Source organism: Chryseobacterium endophyticum, from assembly GCF_056333165.1.
Window position 1 is genome coordinate 224,205 of sequence record NZ_JBWGXE010000004.1, and the last position, 18,344, is coordinate 242,548.

The 18,344-nt window shown below is 39.8% G+C and carries 19 protein-coding genes; 10 read left to right on the forward strand and 9 right to left on the reverse strand.

The genetic code is table 11. From position 1 onward, the window contains the following. The first annotated feature begins 61 nt into the window (after positions 1-61). Positions 62-535 carry an Mpo1 family 2-hydroxy fatty acid dioxygenase gene (locus AC0N32_RS11335; protein ID WP_476393972.1) on the forward strand — a complete coding sequence of 158 codons (474 nt, stop codon included), beginning with the start codon at positions 62-64 and terminating at the stop codon, positions 533-535. Positions 536-622: 87 nt separating this feature from the next. Here the strand turns inward: AC0N32_RS11335 and AC0N32_RS11340 are convergent, their stop codons facing one another. Next, on the reverse strand, positions 623-1,408 hold the full coding sequence (locus tag AC0N32_RS11340; protein WP_476393973.1) for a glycosyltransferase family 32 protein: 786 nt from the start codon (positions 1,406-1,408) through the stop codon (positions 623-625). Positions 1,409-1,647: 239 nt separating this feature from the next. Between AC0N32_RS11340 and AC0N32_RS11345 the strand changes: the two genes are divergently transcribed. After that, a complete protein-coding gene (locus tag AC0N32_RS11345; RefSeq protein ID WP_476393974.1) occupies positions 1,648-2,985 on the forward strand; it encodes an alpha-amylase family glycosyl hydrolase in 1,338 nt (445 codons plus the stop codon). Here the strand turns inward: AC0N32_RS11345 and AC0N32_RS11350 are convergent. Continuing rightward, a complete protein-coding gene (locus tag AC0N32_RS11350) occupies positions 2,982-4,049 on the reverse strand; it encodes a DUF2891 domain-containing protein (RefSeq protein ID WP_476393975.1) in 1,068 nt (355 codons plus the stop codon). The two genes, AC0N32_RS11345 and AC0N32_RS11350, sit on opposite strands and share 4 nt — an antisense overlap. Positions 4,050-4,262: 213 nt before the next feature. Between AC0N32_RS11350 and AC0N32_RS11355 the strand changes: the two genes are divergently transcribed. Continuing rightward, entirely contained in the window at positions 4,263-5,072 is an 810-nt protein-coding gene (locus tag AC0N32_RS11355) for a DUF4349 domain-containing protein (protein ID WP_476393976.1), read from the forward strand. Between the two features lie 4 nt (positions 5,073-5,076). Here AC0N32_RS11355 and AC0N32_RS11360 read toward each other — a convergent pair whose 3' ends face one another. From AC0N32_RS11360 to dnaA, 4 genes are all read right to left on the reverse strand, one after another. Beyond that, a complete protein-coding gene (locus AC0N32_RS11360; RefSeq protein WP_476393977.1) occupies positions 5,077-5,775 on the reverse strand; it encodes an SAM-dependent methyltransferase in 699 nt (232 codons plus the stop codon). A gap of 4 nt (positions 5,776-5,779) precedes the next feature. Beyond that, entirely contained in the window at positions 5,780-6,280 is a 501-nt protein-coding gene (locus AC0N32_RS11365) for a Cif family virulence factor (protein ID WP_476393978.1), read from the reverse strand. 6 nt (positions 6,281-6,286) lie between these two features. Then, entirely contained in the window at positions 6,287-6,730 is a 444-nt protein-coding gene (locus AC0N32_RS11370) for a low molecular weight protein-tyrosine-phosphatase (protein WP_476393979.1), read from the reverse strand. Between the two features lie 92 nt (positions 6,731-6,822). Continuing rightward, positions 6,823-8,277 (reverse strand): chromosomal replication initiator protein DnaA, encoded by a 1,455-nt coding sequence (dnaA, locus tag AC0N32_RS11375; RefSeq protein WP_476393980.1) that lies wholly within the window; start codon positions 8,275-8,277, stop codon positions 6,823-6,825. A gap of 136 nt (positions 8,278-8,413) precedes the next feature. Here dnaA and AC0N32_RS11380 point away from each other — a divergent pair, with 136 nt between their 5' ends. From AC0N32_RS11380 to AC0N32_RS11395, 4 genes are all read left to right on the forward strand, one after another. Next, positions 8,414-8,824, forward strand: a complete 411-nt coding sequence (locus AC0N32_RS11380) for an acyl-CoA thioesterase (protein WP_476393981.1) — start codon at positions 8,414-8,416, stop codon at positions 8,822-8,824. Positions 8,825-8,847: 23 nt separating this feature from the next. After that, the gene (gene pheA / locus AC0N32_RS11385) at positions 8,848-9,696 is read left to right on the forward strand and encodes a prephenate dehydratase (RefSeq protein WP_476393982.1); all 849 of its coding nucleotides are present in this window, start codon (positions 8,848-8,850) and stop codon (positions 9,694-9,696) included. A 65-nt stretch (positions 9,697-9,761) separates the two neighbouring features. Continuing rightward, positions 9,762-11,966, forward strand: coding sequence for a DUF2339 domain-containing protein (locus AC0N32_RS11390; protein WP_476393983.1), 2,205 nt, complete (start codon positions 9,762-9,764; stop codon positions 11,964-11,966). Positions 11,967-12,073: 107 nt separating this feature from the next. Beyond that, positions 12,074-12,514 carry a hypothetical protein gene (locus AC0N32_RS11395; RefSeq protein WP_476393984.1) on the forward strand — a complete coding sequence of 147 codons (441 nt, stop codon included), beginning with the start codon at positions 12,074-12,076 and terminating at the stop codon, positions 12,512-12,514. A gap of 83 nt (positions 12,515-12,597) precedes the next feature. Here the strand turns inward: AC0N32_RS11395 and AC0N32_RS11400 are convergent, their stop codons facing one another. The 3 genes from AC0N32_RS11400 to AC0N32_RS11410 all read right to left on the reverse strand — a co-directional run bounded on the left by AC0N32_RS11400 (position 12,598) and on the right by AC0N32_RS11410 (position 15,581). Further along, positions 12,598-13,875 (reverse strand): replication-associated recombination protein A, encoded by a 1,278-nt coding sequence (locus AC0N32_RS11400; protein ID WP_476393985.1) that lies wholly within the window; start codon positions 13,873-13,875, stop codon positions 12,598-12,600. Between the two features lie 667 nt (positions 13,876-14,542). Next, positions 14,543-15,292 (reverse strand): DUF6261 family protein, encoded by a 750-nt coding sequence (locus tag AC0N32_RS11405; RefSeq protein ID WP_476393986.1) that lies wholly within the window; start codon positions 15,290-15,292, stop codon positions 14,543-14,545. A 13-nt stretch (positions 15,293-15,305) separates the two neighbouring features. Beyond that, positions 15,306-15,581: a hypothetical protein gene (locus AC0N32_RS11410; RefSeq protein WP_476393987.1), complete on the reverse strand. Its 276-nt coding sequence runs from the start codon at positions 15,579-15,581 to the stop codon at positions 15,306-15,308. Positions 15,582-15,752: 171 nt separating this feature from the next. Between AC0N32_RS11410 and AC0N32_RS11415 the strand changes: the two genes are divergently transcribed. From AC0N32_RS11415 to AC0N32_RS11425, 3 genes are read left to right on the forward strand one after another with little or no spacing between them, the layout of a single operon-like run. Then, positions 15,753-17,138: a hypothetical protein gene (locus AC0N32_RS11415; protein WP_476393988.1), complete on the forward strand. Its 1,386-nt coding sequence runs from the start codon at positions 15,753-15,755 to the stop codon at positions 17,136-17,138. A 25-nt stretch (positions 17,139-17,163) separates the two neighbouring features. After that, positions 17,164-17,745, forward strand: a complete 582-nt coding sequence (locus AC0N32_RS11420; protein WP_476393989.1) for a DUF6705 family protein — start codon at positions 17,164-17,166, stop codon at positions 17,743-17,745. Continuing rightward, positions 17,745-18,299 (forward strand): hypothetical protein, encoded by a 555-nt coding sequence (locus AC0N32_RS11425; protein WP_476393990.1) that lies wholly within the window; start codon positions 17,745-17,747, stop codon positions 18,297-18,299. Before AC0N32_RS11420 ends, AC0N32_RS11425 begins: the two co-directional genes overlap by 1 nt. Positions 18,300-18,344 lie beyond the last annotated feature (45 nt).

Consider the following 18,344-nt stretch of genomic DNA (forward strand, 5'->3'; position numbering starts at 1 on the left):
TGTAAGCAATCTCTTGAGTGATTACAAAAATTTATTATTTTAGTACGTCCAAATTACAGCTATGAGAAAAATTGATTTGCTTTTTGCAGAATACAGTGAAAGCCACCGGAACTCAACCAACAAACTGATCCACTGGATCTGCGTTCCTTTGATCTTCTGGACGATCTTAGGGTTTATCTCACTGATCCCTTCCAAATCCATCTGTTTCATTTACATCGGCTGTATCAGCTATGTGAGCCTGATCGCGATGGCGCTTGTGACTATTTTTTATGTACGCCTTTCTGTCCTGATCAGCATCATCATGGTCATCATCATGATCATTATGGAAAGTTTTGCTTTCGGCATCAATATCAGGTTCAGGGAAAACGCATGGATCGTTTATCTTTCGGTGTTTATAGTGACATGGATCCTGCAGTTTCTCGGCCATAAAATAGAAGGTAAAAAACCATCTTTCCTGAAAGACCTGCAGTTTCTCCTGATCGGTCCGATCTGGCTGCTGAGTTTTATCTTAAAGAAAACAGGAATCAAATACTAGTGATTGTATCGGCACTACGGTAAAAAACCCGGCCCGAAGACGAGTGCTCCGGGCCGGGTTTTAAATGAAAAGTCCATATCTACATTTTCAGCTTCCTACTTTGGCATCTTTCAGGTAGGCCGCAATACTTTCTTTCGGGAAAAGATCAAGGACATCTTTAATATCGATGATCTTATGCTTGTTTAAAATGCTTTCGATGGATTTTGAAGCATCAGGCTGATTGATCAGACGGTCGAGAAGTCCATAGGTATTGACCATTTTTTTGTGGGTATTTTCCTCATCCCCTCCAAACCATGAACCGTTAAAATGGTGACTCACATAGTTTTTCGGAAGATCCTGTGAAAAATAAACGGATGGATAAAGGGTTACGTCGTGCTTCAGCTTCTGAACCGTATCGCTGTACCGGTCGGCACCATATTCTTTTTCAAGCATTTCAGAGAAAATATCGGTATTGATGCGTTCTTCAAATCCATCCTGGCGGTCGTAATAATCGACAAAATCTTTAGCCAATTTGTGCCCCGGTTCGGCCATCCAGAACGCGGAATACGGAACGCCTTTCACTTCAAAGCCACAAACGGCCTTCTCCGTAAGAAATTCGTCCAGCGGTAATTTCAGCTCCATATCGGTATCCATATAAATACCGCCGTGTTCATACATCACTTTTGAGCGTACATAATCTGAGACAAAAGCCCATTTTTTCTGTTCAAAAGCTTCCCTGACATAATTATTGTCTTCTAAAGGCGAATTGCTTTCATTCCATTCAACGATTTCGTAATCCGGATGGATTTTCTTCCACGATTCGATGCAGTGTTCTGCCAGCTCATGTTTTGCATGGCCTCCGAACCAGCAGTAGTGTATTTTTTTGGGAATCATAAATATATTTTAAGTGATTGGTTTTCTAAGATGGCCGAAGCCCTGCTTTATGTTTGCAAAAATTAAACCTTACTATTCAATTCTCAATTTTTTACGTACCACATCACCAAAACTGTAGAATAAAAACGATCAGAAAGAGAGATTTATCCCTGATGTTTTAATTTAATCAGACAAAAATCAATTCTGGTACATTTATTTCTGTACCGCTGATATTTACAATTTTTTATCACGAATACATTATGGAACAGCACCCTGAATCCCGTTATCTTCCTGAGCAATATGTTGAAATCTCTCTTCCCGAATGGGCAAAAAATGCCACGATTTACGAACTTAATATCAGGCAGTTTTCAGAAGAAGGAAGTTTCAAAGCGGTAGAAAAGCAGCTTGGACGGCTAAAAAAAATGGGAATCGATATCATCTGGCTGATGCCGGTACATCCTATCGGGGAACTCCACCGGAAAGGAAGCCTGGGAAGCTATTATTCGGTAAAAGATTATCTCGCCGTAAACCCGGAATTCGGAACGGAAGAAGACTTCAGACATCTGGTAAAAGCAATTCACAATGAAGGCATGTATGTTATTCTCGACTGGGTTGCCAATCACACCAGCTGGGACAACCCACTCGTTTCCGAACACCCCGAATGGTACCGAAAGTCGCGCAAGGACACCTTCCAGTCGACCCGATGGAGAGATTATGACGATATCATCGAACTGGATTACCAATATCCTGAACTTCGCAAATATATGACGGAAGCCCTTAAATTCTGGATCCGTGAGTATGATATCGACGGATACCGCTGCGATATCGCAAGTTTCATCCCGATCGACTTCTGGGAAAATGCACGGGAAGAGCTTGACGCCTTGAAGCCTGTACTGATGCTTGCAGAAGCAGAAGACCGCGAACTTCACCGCAGGGCTTTTGACATTACCTACAACTGGACCTTATGGAATATTCTTCACCAGATCGCTCTCAATGAAAGAAGTGTAAAGACACTCACGGAAGCCTATATCGCCGAACATGTATCTATTTTTCCGAAAGCCGGGATCCGTTTGAATTTTATCGATAATCACGATAAAAATTCCTGGGAAGGCAACCAGTACAGTAATTTCGGAGAGGCTCTTGCAGCAGCTACCGTATTCACTGTAATCATGGATGGCATGCCCCTGGTCTACAGCGGACAGGAAGCCGGCCTCGATCGCTCCCTGGAGTTTTTCGAGAAAGATCCTATTGAATGGAAGTCTCACGAAAACGAAGAACTTTATACTGTTCTTTTCAAATTAAAGCACCAAAACAAAGCGCTTTGGAACGGCAATTATGGCGGCGAAATGGTAAGGATCATCAATGACAGGATGGACCAGGTGATTTCATTTGTACGGGAAAAAGAGGGGGACAAAGTTCTGGCCTTTATGAATCTCAGTGATGATCCCGCGCTCGTTCAGCTTGACACCTCATTCGATACCGGAATGTACACCAATCTTTTTACAGGAAAGCAGCAGCAGGTTCCTGAAACTATGATTCTCAATATGAATCCATGGGAATACTTGATTCTTCACCGTGAAGAACGATCTCCGATTTAATTTTCAAGGGCATAAACGGCAAAACTGGCCAGCCAGTGATCACCCCCGTAATTCCCCTGAAATAGAAGAGGTAATCCGTTATTCAGGAATACATCTGCCGTTCTCCGGAAACTTTTTTTGAGTGGATGGCGATCAGGAAGCGATTTTGTAATGCCTTTCATACACCATGCTTTTGAGAAAGAAAGCCCCACAAGGTGTACCGTCTGATAGTCACTGAGATCACTGACAACAGGAATCTTTTCAATATTTTCCAGGCTTCGTCTTTCATAAAAGCGGTTGAGCCAAAGCACAAAATCTTTCTGTGGTAAAACCCTTCTCATTAAATCTGCAATTTCAAGGCTTGGCGAAAAGAAATCGGAGCCGTCGGGTTCAAGATAGGCGGGTGTCTTTTCATCTTTTAAATAAAAATATTTTGCTTTTTCTATAAGCTGATTTTCAAAATCCTTATCTTCCGTTGCTCTTGCCCAATCCAGCGCAAAAGCCATCGCAAAGGCCGTATTCGGATGAACGCCTGTCCTGTTCGGATAGGTTTGTTTTGGCAAATAGGTTTTCCAGGCCGTTAAAATTTTATCTGTCAGCGGCTTAAGATTCTGGTGCCACGTTTTGGCTTTCGGGTGGTTCCAGGTGGCCAGCTCCTCGTCGAGCTTCAGTAACCATGCCCAGCCGTATGTACGTTCAAAAGTAGTCGTCAGCTGATATTTTGTAAAATAATCGGCTTCGGTCTGAAGATTTTCTTTTGTGAATGAATGGTCAAGGATATTTTCAATGTCTTTAGCACCAGATAAACCAGGTTTTGTTTTTAAAAGCCTCACCAGCATCCAGTGCCCATGTACGGAACTGTGCCAGTCGAAACATCCGTAAAAAGCGGGATGCAGATCTTTAGGACTTAAAGGAACTTCGCTGGCGTTGTTAATAATATGTGCCGTTTTATTAGGATACTCCTGAGAAATGCAGTGCAAAGGTTTTTCCGACAATTGTACCGCCATTTCGTCGGTGAGCTTCGGAACTTGCTGAGAAAACATTAAAACAGGAGAAAAAATAAGGAATAAAAAGCTCTTTTTCATGGATTAAAAATATAAAATTAATTCCAACTCCATTAAAATTATTCAGTAAAAAGCAGAGAAAAATGAACCGTATCGCAGAGAACAATAAATTTTCAGTACAATTTTTGCTTTGTTCTCAAAAAAGCTTTTAACATGAAAAAATTACTTATTCCCCTTTTTTGTATTTTATTAATTCAATGCAAAAAAAATGAAACAGAGGGTCTCAACGCAAATATGGTTGATATCGTCCAGGAAGATAAAGTAGCTTCGCTTGATGCACCACCACCGCCAAATGCTGAAGCAGAAAAGATGATGAGCCCGGTAAGCAGCCCACAAAATTCATCTTTACAGATTAATACGATTTCCAAAAAGATCATTAAAAACGGTAATATGAGAATCCAGGTGGGCGATATCAAAAAAGCCCAGGGCCAGATTAATTCAATCCTCAAAAACAACAGCGCATACATCCAGAAAGAAGAATTTCAGAACACGGATACCGATGAAAACCTGGACATTGTCATCAGAGTATCTCATAAAAACTTTGATGCCCTGGTCAACTCATTTTCAAACGGTGTCGGTGCGGTTTTATCTAAAAATATATCTTCCGATGAGGTAACAGAAGAATATACGGATGTTTCCATCAAACTGGCCAATAAAAAGATCTACCTTGAGAAATACCGTGACATGTTGAAAACGGCAAAAACTACGAAAGACATGCTGGAAATTCAGGAAAACATCCGCGCCCTGGAAGATGAGATCGATGTCGCCGAAGGAAGGCTGCGCTTCATCGATGACCGTGTGAATTACAGTACGCTGAACATTAATTTATATAAAGAAAAAGTAAGAAGCTCCGCAACCTCAAAAATAGGTTTCGGAAGCCGTTTCGGGGATTCTGTAACGGAGGGTTGGAATAGTTTCGTTGAATTTCTATTGGGCATTATTTCCCTGTGGCCATTCCTACTGTTGATCCCGGTGATCGTGATTGCCTGGAAGAAATGGAGGAATAGAAGAACAAAAAGACAGAATTTGCCGAAGAATGAGTAAGCATTTACTTTCCTAATACAAAAACCGCCGGGATTTTATGAAGTTCCGGCTTTTGTTTTTGCCATTCTTTTATTGTTTTGGTTTTGATAAATTCATGCTCCGGATCATTGATACTGGCCGCAATACATAGCTTCGTATTTGGCGATAAAAACTTACAGAGGTCTTCAAAAAGCGGGTTATTACGGTAAGGGGTTTCCATAAAGATCTGCGAATACCCTGTTTTCTGAACCAGGCTTTCAAGCTGAAGAATTTGTTTTTTCTTTTCCCCTTTATCGATCGGCAGATAGCCGTTAAAAGTAAATTCCTGACCGTTGAAACCACTGGAAATCAAAGCCAGGATAATTGACGACGGCCCTGAAACAGGAATAACGCGGATGTTTTTTTCATGACACCATTTCACCATCAGATTACCCGGATCAGCAATACACGGCAGCCCGGCTTCCGAAAGCAGTCCGAAATCCTGGCCTTTCAGCATAAGATTCTGGGCTTCTTTAATATCGGCATTTTCAGTGTATTTATCCAAAAGAAAAAGTTTTAGATCCGACTGTTTCTTTTCGGGAGCAAAAAATTTAATAACCTTTCGTGCGGTCTTTTCATTTTCCACAAAAAAGTAATCGGTCTGCATGATATAATCTTTGATCACAGGTGAAAAGTGCGTGATAGAAGTATTTTCGGAAAGGTAAGCCGGAAGTAAGATAAGCATTTGTTTATTTTTTAAATCTTTCTTGTAAAGAAGGTTGTCTGTAATATTCTGTCATATCCATTGAAAAAGAAACTGATGTTATTCTCCACAGACCATTGATCTTCATCAGTGTCCATATTTCTTTTCCCCAATTTTGCATTACGCCATCGTACCAGAAGCTGTAGTCAAAATTAGCAGAAGCAATTGATCCGTCCTGTATAATTTTAACATTATCAAACCGCTCTTCAGATTTGTTGTCTTTAAAACTTTTGATAAATGCTTTATAATTATCGGTAAAAAAGTTTTTTTCATGAGGATCTTTTTCCAAAACTTTTCTGTAAGTACGGTCAGTATAAATTCCTGTCCAGAGAACAGGTTCCTGAAAAAGAGAGATAAATCTGGCTTCATCCCTCGTTTTAATACAACTCATAAAATCAGTCATTATTTGCCTGATCTCATTTTCATCTTTAGTCTGCGCGAAAATAAAACTGCAGCTCAGCAAAAGCAATAGAGACATTTTTCTCATAGTAACTTATATGTTTTTCAGAATGGCGTCACATCCGCGATCCAGCAGCTGGAAAACGTCCTCAAAATCATTCATATCTCCCCAATACGGATCGGGAACTTCGGCATTTTGATGATCGCCTAAAGTTTCAAGAAATAATGAGACTTTCTTCCTCTGGCTGTCACTTTTTGCTTTGGACACCACATCTGCCAGAACATCCACATCCATGCAGTAGATCTTATCAAATAGGTCAAAATCCTGTGCCGTGACAGGTCTTGACCGTTGTTTTGAAATATCGATCCCATGAAGCGTTGCGGTTTTTATGGCTCTTTTGTCCGGATGTTCACCTTCATGAAGTGAAATCGTTCCCGCAGAATCCACCAAAAAATTCTCCGGCGCCTTTGCTTTCATTATTCCTTCAGCAAGCGGACTCCTGCAAATATTACCAAGGCAGACCATTAACATTTTCATCGTATAATATCCTTAAAAAACTTCTACAAAACTATATAAAAAATGAAGAATAAAATTATTCTCCATTTTCTTTATAATCATTAAATTATTTTTTACTGCTTAATTCTTTCAGACAATTCTTTAACGTATTTCTTTACTTCCTTGTCTATTTTGGAAACATCTTTAATGGTTTCGCAGGCATACATTACCGTAGAGTGGTCTTTCCCACCCATTTCTTCGCCGATCTTGGTGAAAGTGGCATTCGTTAATTCTTTCGCAAAATACATCGCCAGCTGTCTGGGAAGGGCAATTTCTCTTTTTCTTGTTTTGGATAAAAGCTGCTCTCTTTTAATTCCGAAGTAATCGCAAACCACTTCCTGGATATAAGGAATATTGATAATCTTCTTCTGATTGGCGGCAATCTTATTGATGGTATCTTTTAATAATTCAAGACTTAAGTCAGATTTATAAATAGTAGAATACGCAATCACGGAATTGATCACCCCGATAAGTTCTCGTACGTTTGTTTTTGCTTCTGAAGCCAGAAAATCAAGCATATCATCAGTCAAAACAATACCGTCTCTGCTCAATTTGTCAACGATAATTTGTTTACGGGTACTGTAATCCGGAGATTTGATCTCTGCAGAAAGCCCCCATTTAAATCGGGAAACAATTCTGTCCTGGATATCCATAATATCGGCAGGCGCTTTATCAGAAGTAAGGATAATCTGTTTTCCGTTCTGATGAAGATAGTCGAAAATATGGAAGAAGCTGTCCTGGGTAGCCGATTTTCCGGAAAGGAACTGAATGTCATCAATGATCAGCACATCTACCATCTGGTAAAAATTGGCAAATTCTGTCTGCTTATGAGCTTTGGCCGCAGAAATGAACTGCTGGATAAATTTCTCAGAAGACAGATACAGGACTACTTTATCAGGAAACTGGCTTTTCACTTCCAGACCTACCGCCTGGCCAAGATGCGTTTTTCCGACTCCGTAACCACCATATAAAAATAAAGGGTTGAAAGCCGTTGCGCCAGGTCTTTTCGCGATTGATCTTGCCACTGTCGCTGCAAATTTATTGCTTTCCCCTTCTACGTAATTGTCAAAAGAGAAATCAGATTTCAGGTTGGAATCAATATTCACTTTTTTGATTCCCGGCACCACAAAAGGATTCACGATATTCGATGAAAACCCCTGAGGCATGGTCTCCTGTATCTTTGGAGTAGGAACCGTTTTTCCTTTCATATTCATGGTAACGGGTTTTTCCAAACCGGAAGGCTTGTTTTCCATTACAGAATACCATAATTTCACACCTTTTCCTATATTTTTCTTCAGGGCAGCAGAAAGTAAGGACAGGTAATTATCCTCTATATATTCCTTGTAAAAATCACTCGGGACCATCAACGTAAGGTTATTGTCAACCAACGAAATTGGTTGTACCTTATCAAACAGCAAGTCGAAAGATTTTTCAAGCTTTTTAAGATCAGAATTGTCTTCAGCTGCGTTTAGATTATCGCGCATGAACTGAAGGCACTTCTGCCATGTCAACATTAAATTTTCATCCATAATTTATGCCCCGATTAGTTCTTGTTAGTATTGTTTTTGGAAGGAAGACAAAGGTCTATATTTTTTATTTTAAAAAAAAATATTGCACTTATTGATTATTTAAAAATATATTTGTATGTATATTTAAGCCACAACAATGATACACACAAAACACTCATTACGAGTTCGTTACGGAGAAACAGACCCTATGAAATACGTTTACTACGGCAACTACGCCGAGTACCTCGAAACAGGAAGAGTGGAGCTCTTCAGAAGCATAGGAATGTCGTATAATGAGATTGAGAATCAAGGAATTTGGCTGCCTGTTTCGGAGTATAAAATTAAGTATTTAAAACCCGCTTATTACGACGAAAAATTAGAGATCCACACCTATATCAGGAAAATACCCGGCGTGAGAATAGAATTCGATTATGAAATCTTCAACGAAGAAAACATTAAAATAACCGAAGCCTCCACTACTCTTTTTTTCCTGGATGCCAAAACCAGTAAAGTAGTAAAATGTCCGGATTATCTGATGGCACTGATCAAAGAAAACTGGAATGAATAAATTTCAATCATAATACTAAAATAATGAAGATTGCATTTTTGGGCCCTGAAGCCAGTTTTACCCAACTGGCCGCGATTCAGCTTTTCCCGGATCATGAGCTTATCCCCCAACCCAATATCTTAGACTGCTTTACCGCCATTGAAAAAGGTGAAGTGGAAAAAGCCGTTGTCCCCCTCGAGAACTCGATCGAAGGAACAGTTTCCATGACGCTCGATTATCTGTACAAAACGGAAGGCATCAAAATAGAGGCTGAGGCCGTAATGCCTATCGCCCACCACCTGATGATCCATCCAGATTCCGATCCGGGCGGTATTGAAACAATATATTCCCATCCTCAGGCCCTGGCTCAAAGCTTTCATTTCCTTGATGATCATTTTAAAGATATCCGGAAACAGGATTTTTCTTCCACCGCCGCCGCCGCAAAATATGTAAGCCAGGCCCCTGAAAGAAACCTGGCAGCCGTTGCCAACCAGTTTGCCGCCAATCTGTACGGACTGAAAATCATTCACCAAAACATCCAGGATTTTGAACAGAATCACACGAGATTCATCATCATCTCCAGGAAAAACGACCGCTACAAAAATGATAACCTGAAAGTTTTAGGTGAAAAATCAGGGCTTCTTATTACCCTTCCCGAAGACCATGCCGGAGGACTGCATCAGGTATTGTCTGTTTTTGCATGGCGAAAGATGAACCTCAGCAAAATAGAATCCAGAACCTTAAAGACCGGTTTGGGAAATTATTTCTTTTTCATCAATGTGGTGGGAAAATGGGAAACCGCTTTGCATCAGAACGCCCTCGAAGAACTTAAAGCGCTGGATGCCGAAACCCGGTTTTTAGGGAGTTATAAAGAATTTTCATTGGACAGCTGACGTACAGCATCATATTCTCTTAAAAAACATTTGATTATATTTGATCATCTTAAAACCGGAACACAATGTATATCCTGGTCATTATTTTAACGATAATCGTTATTGTTCTTTTTGCCAAACTGAATACAAGGATCAGGCGTTTGGAAAATGAAATTTCTGAGCTCAGGAAAAAACAATCCGAACACCAGAACGAAGAGAAAGGAAATGTTCCCCGGATTACCATCTTTACAGGAGAAGACGTCAATACAGATGCCGCTCTCCATGAAATCCGCGAAGATGAAAACCAGCCGACAGACCGTATCAGGCCGGTCGTAGAGTTTTTCCGGCAAAATGCCTTAACCATCGCCGGGATCTTTACCCTTGTGCTGGGCATCGGGTATTTTGTAAAATATGCCATCGACAAAAACTGGATCGGTGAAATTTCCCGGGCAGGAATAGGTTTTGCAGCCGGCGCCGGAATTATCGGGATGGGTCACTTTCTACGCAGAAACTATCCTTCCTTTGCCTCCATCATTACTGGGGGCGGTATTTCAGTTTTATATTTTACCACGACAATTGCATTCCGGGAATACCATCTTTTTACACAGGCCACAGCCTTTTCGGTGACGTGTATCATTACGGTCATTTCAATCCTGCTTTCTTACTATTATAAAAGTGAAATCCTCATTATCTTTTCTTTATTCGGAGGTTTCCTTGCTCCGCTGATGATCAGCAGCGGGCAAAGTAATTACCCGTTCATGTTCACTTACCTTACGGTGATCAATATCGGGATGCTTGCAGTAGCCTTTTTGCGGAAATGGAAAAGCATCGGGTGGATCGCTTTTATTTTCACCCAGCTCTATCTTTTCTACTGGACGCTTGAGGCCACCGCAATCATGGCGATTTACTTTTTTGTGATCAGCTATATTCTATTTTATGCATTTGCCCTGCAGAATTATTTCAGGAGTAATCATTTATCCGCCTCGGATGTTTTAATGCTGGTGCTTATCAACTTCACAAGTATTATCGGTACGGTTTATATTTTTAAGCAGTTAAAGTACGAGCCGGTCCTTGTATTCCCCGTCGGTTTTAGCCTGGTTAATTTCATCCTGCTTTACAGGGAAAATTCAGGAAAGAAATTCGGACTTGTGCATTCTGTGTTTTCAGGAATTGCCGTCAGCCTTATTACGGTCGCTGTGGCATTACAGTTTAAAGCACATCTCATTACCAGTGTATGGGCCGTTGAAGCGACACTCCTGCTGTTTATCTGGAAAAAGAATAATCTGCACATTTTCAAAATCTTTTTTTACATCCTGTTCCCACTTGTGATTATTGCTCAGATGGTGACATGGACTGAATACATACACGCACAAAACCTGAGTCCGGTTTTTAACCCGGTATTCCTGACAAGCTTCGTCACGATATGCACCACACTGGTCAATTTAATACTCCTGAAAAAACTTCCGGAAAACAAAGGCCACGACAACAGCTTCTTCGAAAACCTCTTTACGTCGGTCAGTTACACATTGGTATACATGGCTCTTCTCCTGGAAATCCTGTATCATATCTCAGGAAGACCGCTGATTATCATATTCAGCACCACCATGCTGTTCACTATTTATTACGTTTTTGCCTTCTTGCTGTTCAGAAAAAAACTGAATATCGGTAATACGCTAGAAACCGGACTGCTTTACATATTTTTATCCCTAATTGTCTTTCACACCATCATCTCCGGCTCCGGAATGGTAAACGATATCGTATTGAAAAAAGTAGGAATCAGCAACTATGCATGGTATCTTTTATATATCGTTCCTTTCTGCTACACCACATTAAAAATCCTGCGGGATTCTGCATTTTTCAGGATTAAATTTTCTTACTGGATGCTCGCAGCGGCGGTTGTGTCGGCGGTAAGTATGGAACTATATCACGTTTATGTTCTTCTTTTTGCTAAAACCGAAACGGAAATATCAATGCTGCAAAACCATTTCAGTATCCTTTATCTTCCGATCATCTGGGCCGTACTGGCCAGTATTTTCATTTATAAAGGATTAAAATCCGGCACGCAGGAAATTGGCAGAGTGGGGTTTGCGCTGTTGGCGGTCATGATTTTAAAATTATATCTGTATGATGTCTGGAAAATGGATAACATCTCAAGAATTACAGCGTTCATCATCCTCGGAATCATTTTACTCCTAAGCTCCTTTCTTTTTCAAAGGCTGAAAAACCTTCTGAAAACCATTGTTGATAACAAGAACAAAGATGCTCTGCCCGATGGTAAGAATACACAATAAAGCATCTGTTTTTAATTAATTTTCAAATAACTCTAAAAATTCAATTACGATTTATAAAAATTAACTATATTTATCAGGTATTTAACAGGACCTATTGCCGAAATATTATGAAAAAAATATTCTACTCTTTTTTACTGTTGTCATCCGTTACACTATTTGCCCAGAAGAATACTTCCGTAAAATTTGCCGTGGCCAACGATATTGTCGGGACAACGGATCTCTTTGCAGGCAGCTTAAAAAACAGTATTGAAAGTACACGCTCCTACAAGTCTTCTGCAGAGCTTCCGCAAAATCTCAAAAAATACAGCTTTATGGCAGACAACGGCCTGGTAGAATACAAGCTTAAAAAAAATCAGGTTGCAGCCCTCGACAGAACCTCACTTTCTGCGCTGAATGTACGTTATGGTCTCGCCAAAGAAACCCCGGTATTCATCGACGGCTATGAGTTTAAAAATACCAGCCTTATCGTTTTTGAAGAACTTCTCAACAAGATCAATGTTATCGACAGCAATGGCTCAAAAGCCTTGTCTGTGACCACAAAAAAGTAATTTCTTAATGATATTTAACCAGAAAGGATACTCACTGAAAGTATCCTTTTTTATTTAATGTTGATTAAAACCGATGCTGAAAATCAATATTTATCATTCCACTTTTTCTTCAGCTCCTCGTGGATCTTTTTTTCCGTTGCATTATTTCCGGGCTCATAGAGTTTTACCTCTCTGATCTCCTCGGGCAGAAAATCCTGGTCTACGAAATTCCCGTCATAAGAATGTGCATATTTATATTCTTTACCGTAGTCGAGGTCTTTCATCAGTTTGGTCGGTGCATTTCTCAGGTGTAGCGGGACAGGCAGGTTGCCGGTTTTCTTTACCAGCGCCATGGCTTCATTGATCGCCATATAAGTCGAGTTGCTCTTCGGAGAGACAGCCAGGTAAACTGCCGTTTCACTCAGAATGATCCTTGCTTCCGGATTTCCGATCACATTCACGGCCTGGAAACAGTTGTTGGCGATTACCAGGGCATTCGGATTGGCCAGCCCGATATCTTCCGAGGCCAGGATCAGCATTCTTCTGGCAATGAACTTGATGTCTTCACCGCCCACCAGCATCCTTGCCAGCCAGTATACGGCACCGTTCGGATCACTTCCTCGCATCGATTTGATGAATGCCGAAATAATATCGTAATGCTGCTCCCCGTTTTTATCATACAGCGCCATGGTTTCCTGCAAAACCTCCATGACATCGGCATTCGCAATCTCTTTTTTGGAAGAACCTTTATACTGATTCAGCACCAGCTCTACAGAATTGATGAGCTTTCTCGCATCACCCCCGGAATACTGGATCATGGCTTCTTTTTCTTTCACCGTAAAACCGGTTCCTTCATCCCGGTTGAATCTTTCCAGCGCAATATCGATCAGTTCCTCAAGCTTCTCATAGCTTAACGCCTTCAGGACATACACCTGGCTCCTCGACAGCAATGCGGACACCACCTCGAAGCTCGGATTCTCCGTTGTAGCACCGATCAGGACGATCCAGCCTTTTTCTACGGCATGCAGAAGCGAATCCTGCTGTGATTTGTTGAACCGGTGAATCTCATCAATAAATAAGATCGGTGATTTTCCCGAGAAAAGATTCTGCTTTTTGGCATCCTCGATCACGTCGCGCACGTCTTTTACGCCCGAAGAAACCGCAGAAAGCTTATAAAACTTCCTTCCCGACTGCTCAGAAATAATTTCAGCCAGCGTCGTCTTTCCGGTACCGGGCGGCCCCCAGAAGATCAGTGAATTGAGGCTGTTATTCTGAAGCATTTTCCGTATGGTCCCCTTTTCCCCGGTCAGATGCTCCTGACCGAGAACCTCATCCAGGGTCTTGGGACGTAATTTTTCAGCTAATGGAATATTTTGATTCAAGGTATTTAAATTAATTGTTTGCGTTGATGCATTGAATGTGAATACATTTTATTACTTACAAAGGTAGAGAAAGTATTTTTTTAAAATTATATATTAAACGTTTTTAAACTTATTTCAGAATTAACTGCAAACTGAATTTTCGACCAAGTCAACGCTTCTGTTTATTTTATTTTTCAATGCTTAAAACCAATTCTTTTTATTTCCCTGCGTTTTTAACTATCGCAAGGGTAAACAAAGTTGGTTACTATACATCAATCTTTAATAAAGATAAACAAAGGCATTTCATTTAAAAGAGTAAAACAAAAAGCGGGAATAGGGTAAATTGTTAGAGTATGTTTAAATTTTTATGATTCTATTATTTTTTATAATGCAAAGATGATTTTGCAGGCCGGTTACTTTAGTTGGCAAAGGCAAATAAATTTGCTTCGCGAAGCTTATACGTGAGCTTCATTAATCAGCTTGCTGATTCGCTCTTTGCTTCCTTTAAAGTATCCATCATAAGAATAAAACTTTGCGTCGAATAAATATCCCGCGGATTTTGTAACATTTAATCAAATGACTCTTAGTTCTTTGAAATTAATTCAAAATATCAGACGGATATTTACTCAAAAAGAAACCCGCCGGTGAAGGGCGGGTATATATATTTCCTGATTCGTCGATTCGAATGTTATTGCTGTAAAGGAGGTTGCTGATTATTCTCGGGAACCACCCTATCCTTTCGGTTTACCAGCAGCACATTGTACTGGTCGGTTAGCGCATTCAGCCGATTGATGACCGTGGTGTAGGGTGACGGTGAAGTTTCTGTCAACAGATGGAGCGCATCGATACGGTCTCTCAGTGCATAATAGGCGGCATTGGTTTCCTCCCTTTTCGATTTGATGGTACCCGGATTCGCATCGCCATACTCCTGGGTACGGGAAAGATACTTTGCATTAAACTGCTCGTTGGCATCTTTCAGCTCGGCTACCCAGCCGGATAAATCAAAAAAGGCGACGGCTTCTGCCAGTTCGGATTTATTTTCCCAGTCGCGGATCAGGTTGTTGAGGGTGGCGGTTTCCGCCTGATAGTTGAGACGGGCAATACTGTTACCGTACAACGCGATGCTGTCGAGAAGCGGTTGAGCATTCAGTTTTCTAGCATTTTCAAAATGATAAGATTGGGACAAAAGGTAATAATTAATTCCGATAACAGCATTATCCCTTCTCTCATCCAACAGCAAAAGATCCTGCGTTTTCTCATTAGCCAAGGCTTTTTTATAAAGATTTTCCAACTCTTCAATTCTGGCATTAAAAGCGGAAAGCTTGGCATCGATCTGTAAAGTTTCGGGATTGTTCAAGGCGATAATTCCTGAGAAGTCTTTTACATACTGCAGGTATTCTGCATTGCGGAGTTTAGGTAAATCAATAAAATTCATCATTATATGTATTTAATTATGATAAACCGTACGATACGGTTTTTGTTCTTACTTTAATCCGAAAGTCTCTGAGGGATAAGAATACCTTTCGGGTGTTCCCGAAAACCTCCTGCAGCTTGCAGGGAACTTTCGGCTGTTCCCGAAAACTTCCTGCAGGTTGCAGGGCACTTTCGGGTGTTTCCGAAAAGTCATTGCGAGGGTGCGACAGCTTTTCGGGAAAGGCAGACCTCTTTACTGTTTTGTTATTGTTTGTAAAATATTTCTGCCTGTTCTTTTTTAATTCTTTATGCATTCTCAAAACTGTCCGGGAATGACGGAGAATTATAATTTGAACAGAGCAAATATAATTTTTTTTCTTAAAATAAACAGACGTCAAAGACATTGTTTTGCAATTCATTTACTTTTATCATTTCTGAGGGATAAAAAATTCATATATTTAGCCCTTACAAAAACTAAATTAACCATGAAGAGAAAAATTGTTCTCAGCCTGTCTTTTCTGACAGTCTTCCTCACCCTACTGTGGTCTTGCCATAGTGAAGATTTTATTCAGCCGGAAGATGCCAGTCAGCTATTTGCAAAAAATGCAAGCTCAGCCAAATTTGTTTCCCGGAGTTTATGGAAAGAAGATGTGCTGTATATTGGAAAAGTGCAGCAGGTCTTTCTGAAGCACGCCAACCTGGAGCGTTTTAGTACAAATTACGGAGAACTCAACTGGGATTACGCCATGTCATACGGACAGTTTGGGGAAAAATATGCGCTGGTCCCTATTACAAAGAAGAATAAAGTCGTTCTTTTGATGGAGGCCGTCAGAATCGGAAGCAAAGTGTATTTTTATGAAAAGAAAGATGAGAATCTTCAAACGTTTTTTGAACAGGTCATGTATTCAAACATTGTAGGATTTGAAGAGAAAATAAATACACAGGGAAGCCCATCGGCAAAAGGTCTAAGTTATGTATGTTCCACAAGAACGATTCACGTAGGCTGTGCCAACGGGGAAGTCAATTGCCCTCCAGCGAGTAATACGACAATGGTCTGCGAATGGGTAATTAGTAATCACCCTCCAAAAGGATTACCTCCTTCGGGAGATCCAAATTTTGAAGGTGGGGGCGGAAATGATGGATACGAATATCCTGAACCTCCTGTGGAGACTCCTTGTGAGAAAACGAAGAATATATTGGAAAAACCTACGGTACAAAAAATCATTAATGATGTAAAAACACAGGCTCTAAAGACATTAAGTGATATAAATGAAGGAGAATTGGGTTTTAAAGAAAAGAAAGATGGAACCATAGCACCTGCGGACGTCAACGCATCGCATAAAGTGATATATAACAATGTTACGGATGGCTACGGAGGTTATCACAACCATACTGCTAATGGCACACATATGTTTTCTCCACCGGATATCGCTGACACGCTGTTGGGCTTTGCCGCAGCGCAGGATAATGTAAATGATGCTTATTTTGGAATGATTGCCGCGGAATGGTGCAATTGCCCGCCAAGTAATAAAAAAATATTGCATTATGTTATTCAGTACACGGGAGAGGCTAATGACTTAGGGACTGGTGGAAGTTATAATTTTACGCAGGCTCAAGTAAATCAGTTCATATCTGATTATCTTTCAATTATCAAAGACTTAACAAATAAATCACTAAATGGCACAACTTATATCAAGAATAATGCAGGCGATCTAAATGAGAAAGGTTTGGAAAAATTATTTTTTGAAACGCTGGCAGTTATGGGTATGGACGGAAAGGTAAATTTGCAGCGAATAGAACCTAGTGGAACTGTATTTAATGTAAATTTAGACAGCAATAATATGCCAGTGGCAACACCTTGTCCTAATTAATAAATTTCAACAAAAAATTATCACTATGATACAATCAAAAATATTAATAACTACAGTATTAATTATAAATTTAATATCTTGTAAAGCACAACAAATTTATCCATTACAAACTTCTATATCTACTGTAACAAATTTATCCCACTTAAAAGATACAAATAACGAGCTACAATCATTTGTTGGTACATACTCATCAACGTATAATGGAAATCAAATCATTCTTTATATTACGAAAGAAAACGATAAATTGTTTAACACCAGAGGTAAACAAATTTATAGAGATGTTTTAAATGTTAAATATATTGTAAAGAATTCTTCAGGAAATATATTACAAGATACTAAGAACATAACTCTTCCTACAAATGACCTAAAATATTCTATCTATAGTTTATGGGTTACGGAAAATGGTAGTAAAGCTGAACTAATATATAATGGGACAAACTGTAACGTAGGATTTGGAGCAATAAATCTAAAAAAGATTAGCTCAACACAAATTTCCTGGGAATATCGTCCAAATGATATCACAACAACAGCTGCCAAATGCCCTCCTAATTTGGATACAACAATTTATCTGCCGGAAACAAAGGACTTAATTTTTACGAAACAGTAGTGAGAAGTTTAGTAACATACACCTTTGTATTTGTTGCATTCCTGCTTAAAGCACAGATTCTTCCGATAAATACTGCTTTGAATGAAATCCCGGCTGGTGCCCATCTAAAAGATACGAACAATGAATTAATTCCTTTTGCAGGAACTTACAAAGCAAACTATAATGGGAATGAGATTACTTTGTTTATTACTAAACAAGAGGATAAACTTGAAAAAAGTACACATAATGATTATTATATGGATGCTTTAATTGTAAAATATATTGTCAAAAATTCAACAGGAACTGTTTTACAAGACACAAAGAATAATAATGTATATAATATCGAGTTCTATAGCATTGATATACCTGCTCCCAATACGGTAGGATTTTTATACAGTGGCGCAAATTGCAGTGTTGGGTGGGGAGAAATTGATCTTAAAAAAATCAGTCCTACACAAATTTCCTGGGAATATCGTCCAGATGACATCACAACAACAGCTGCCAAATGTCCTCCTACATTGGATACAACAATTTATCTGCCGGAAACAAAGGATTTAATTTTTACGAAACAGTAATGTCAAAGCCTCTTCGGAGGCTTTAAAAGTGAATGAAGATCATCA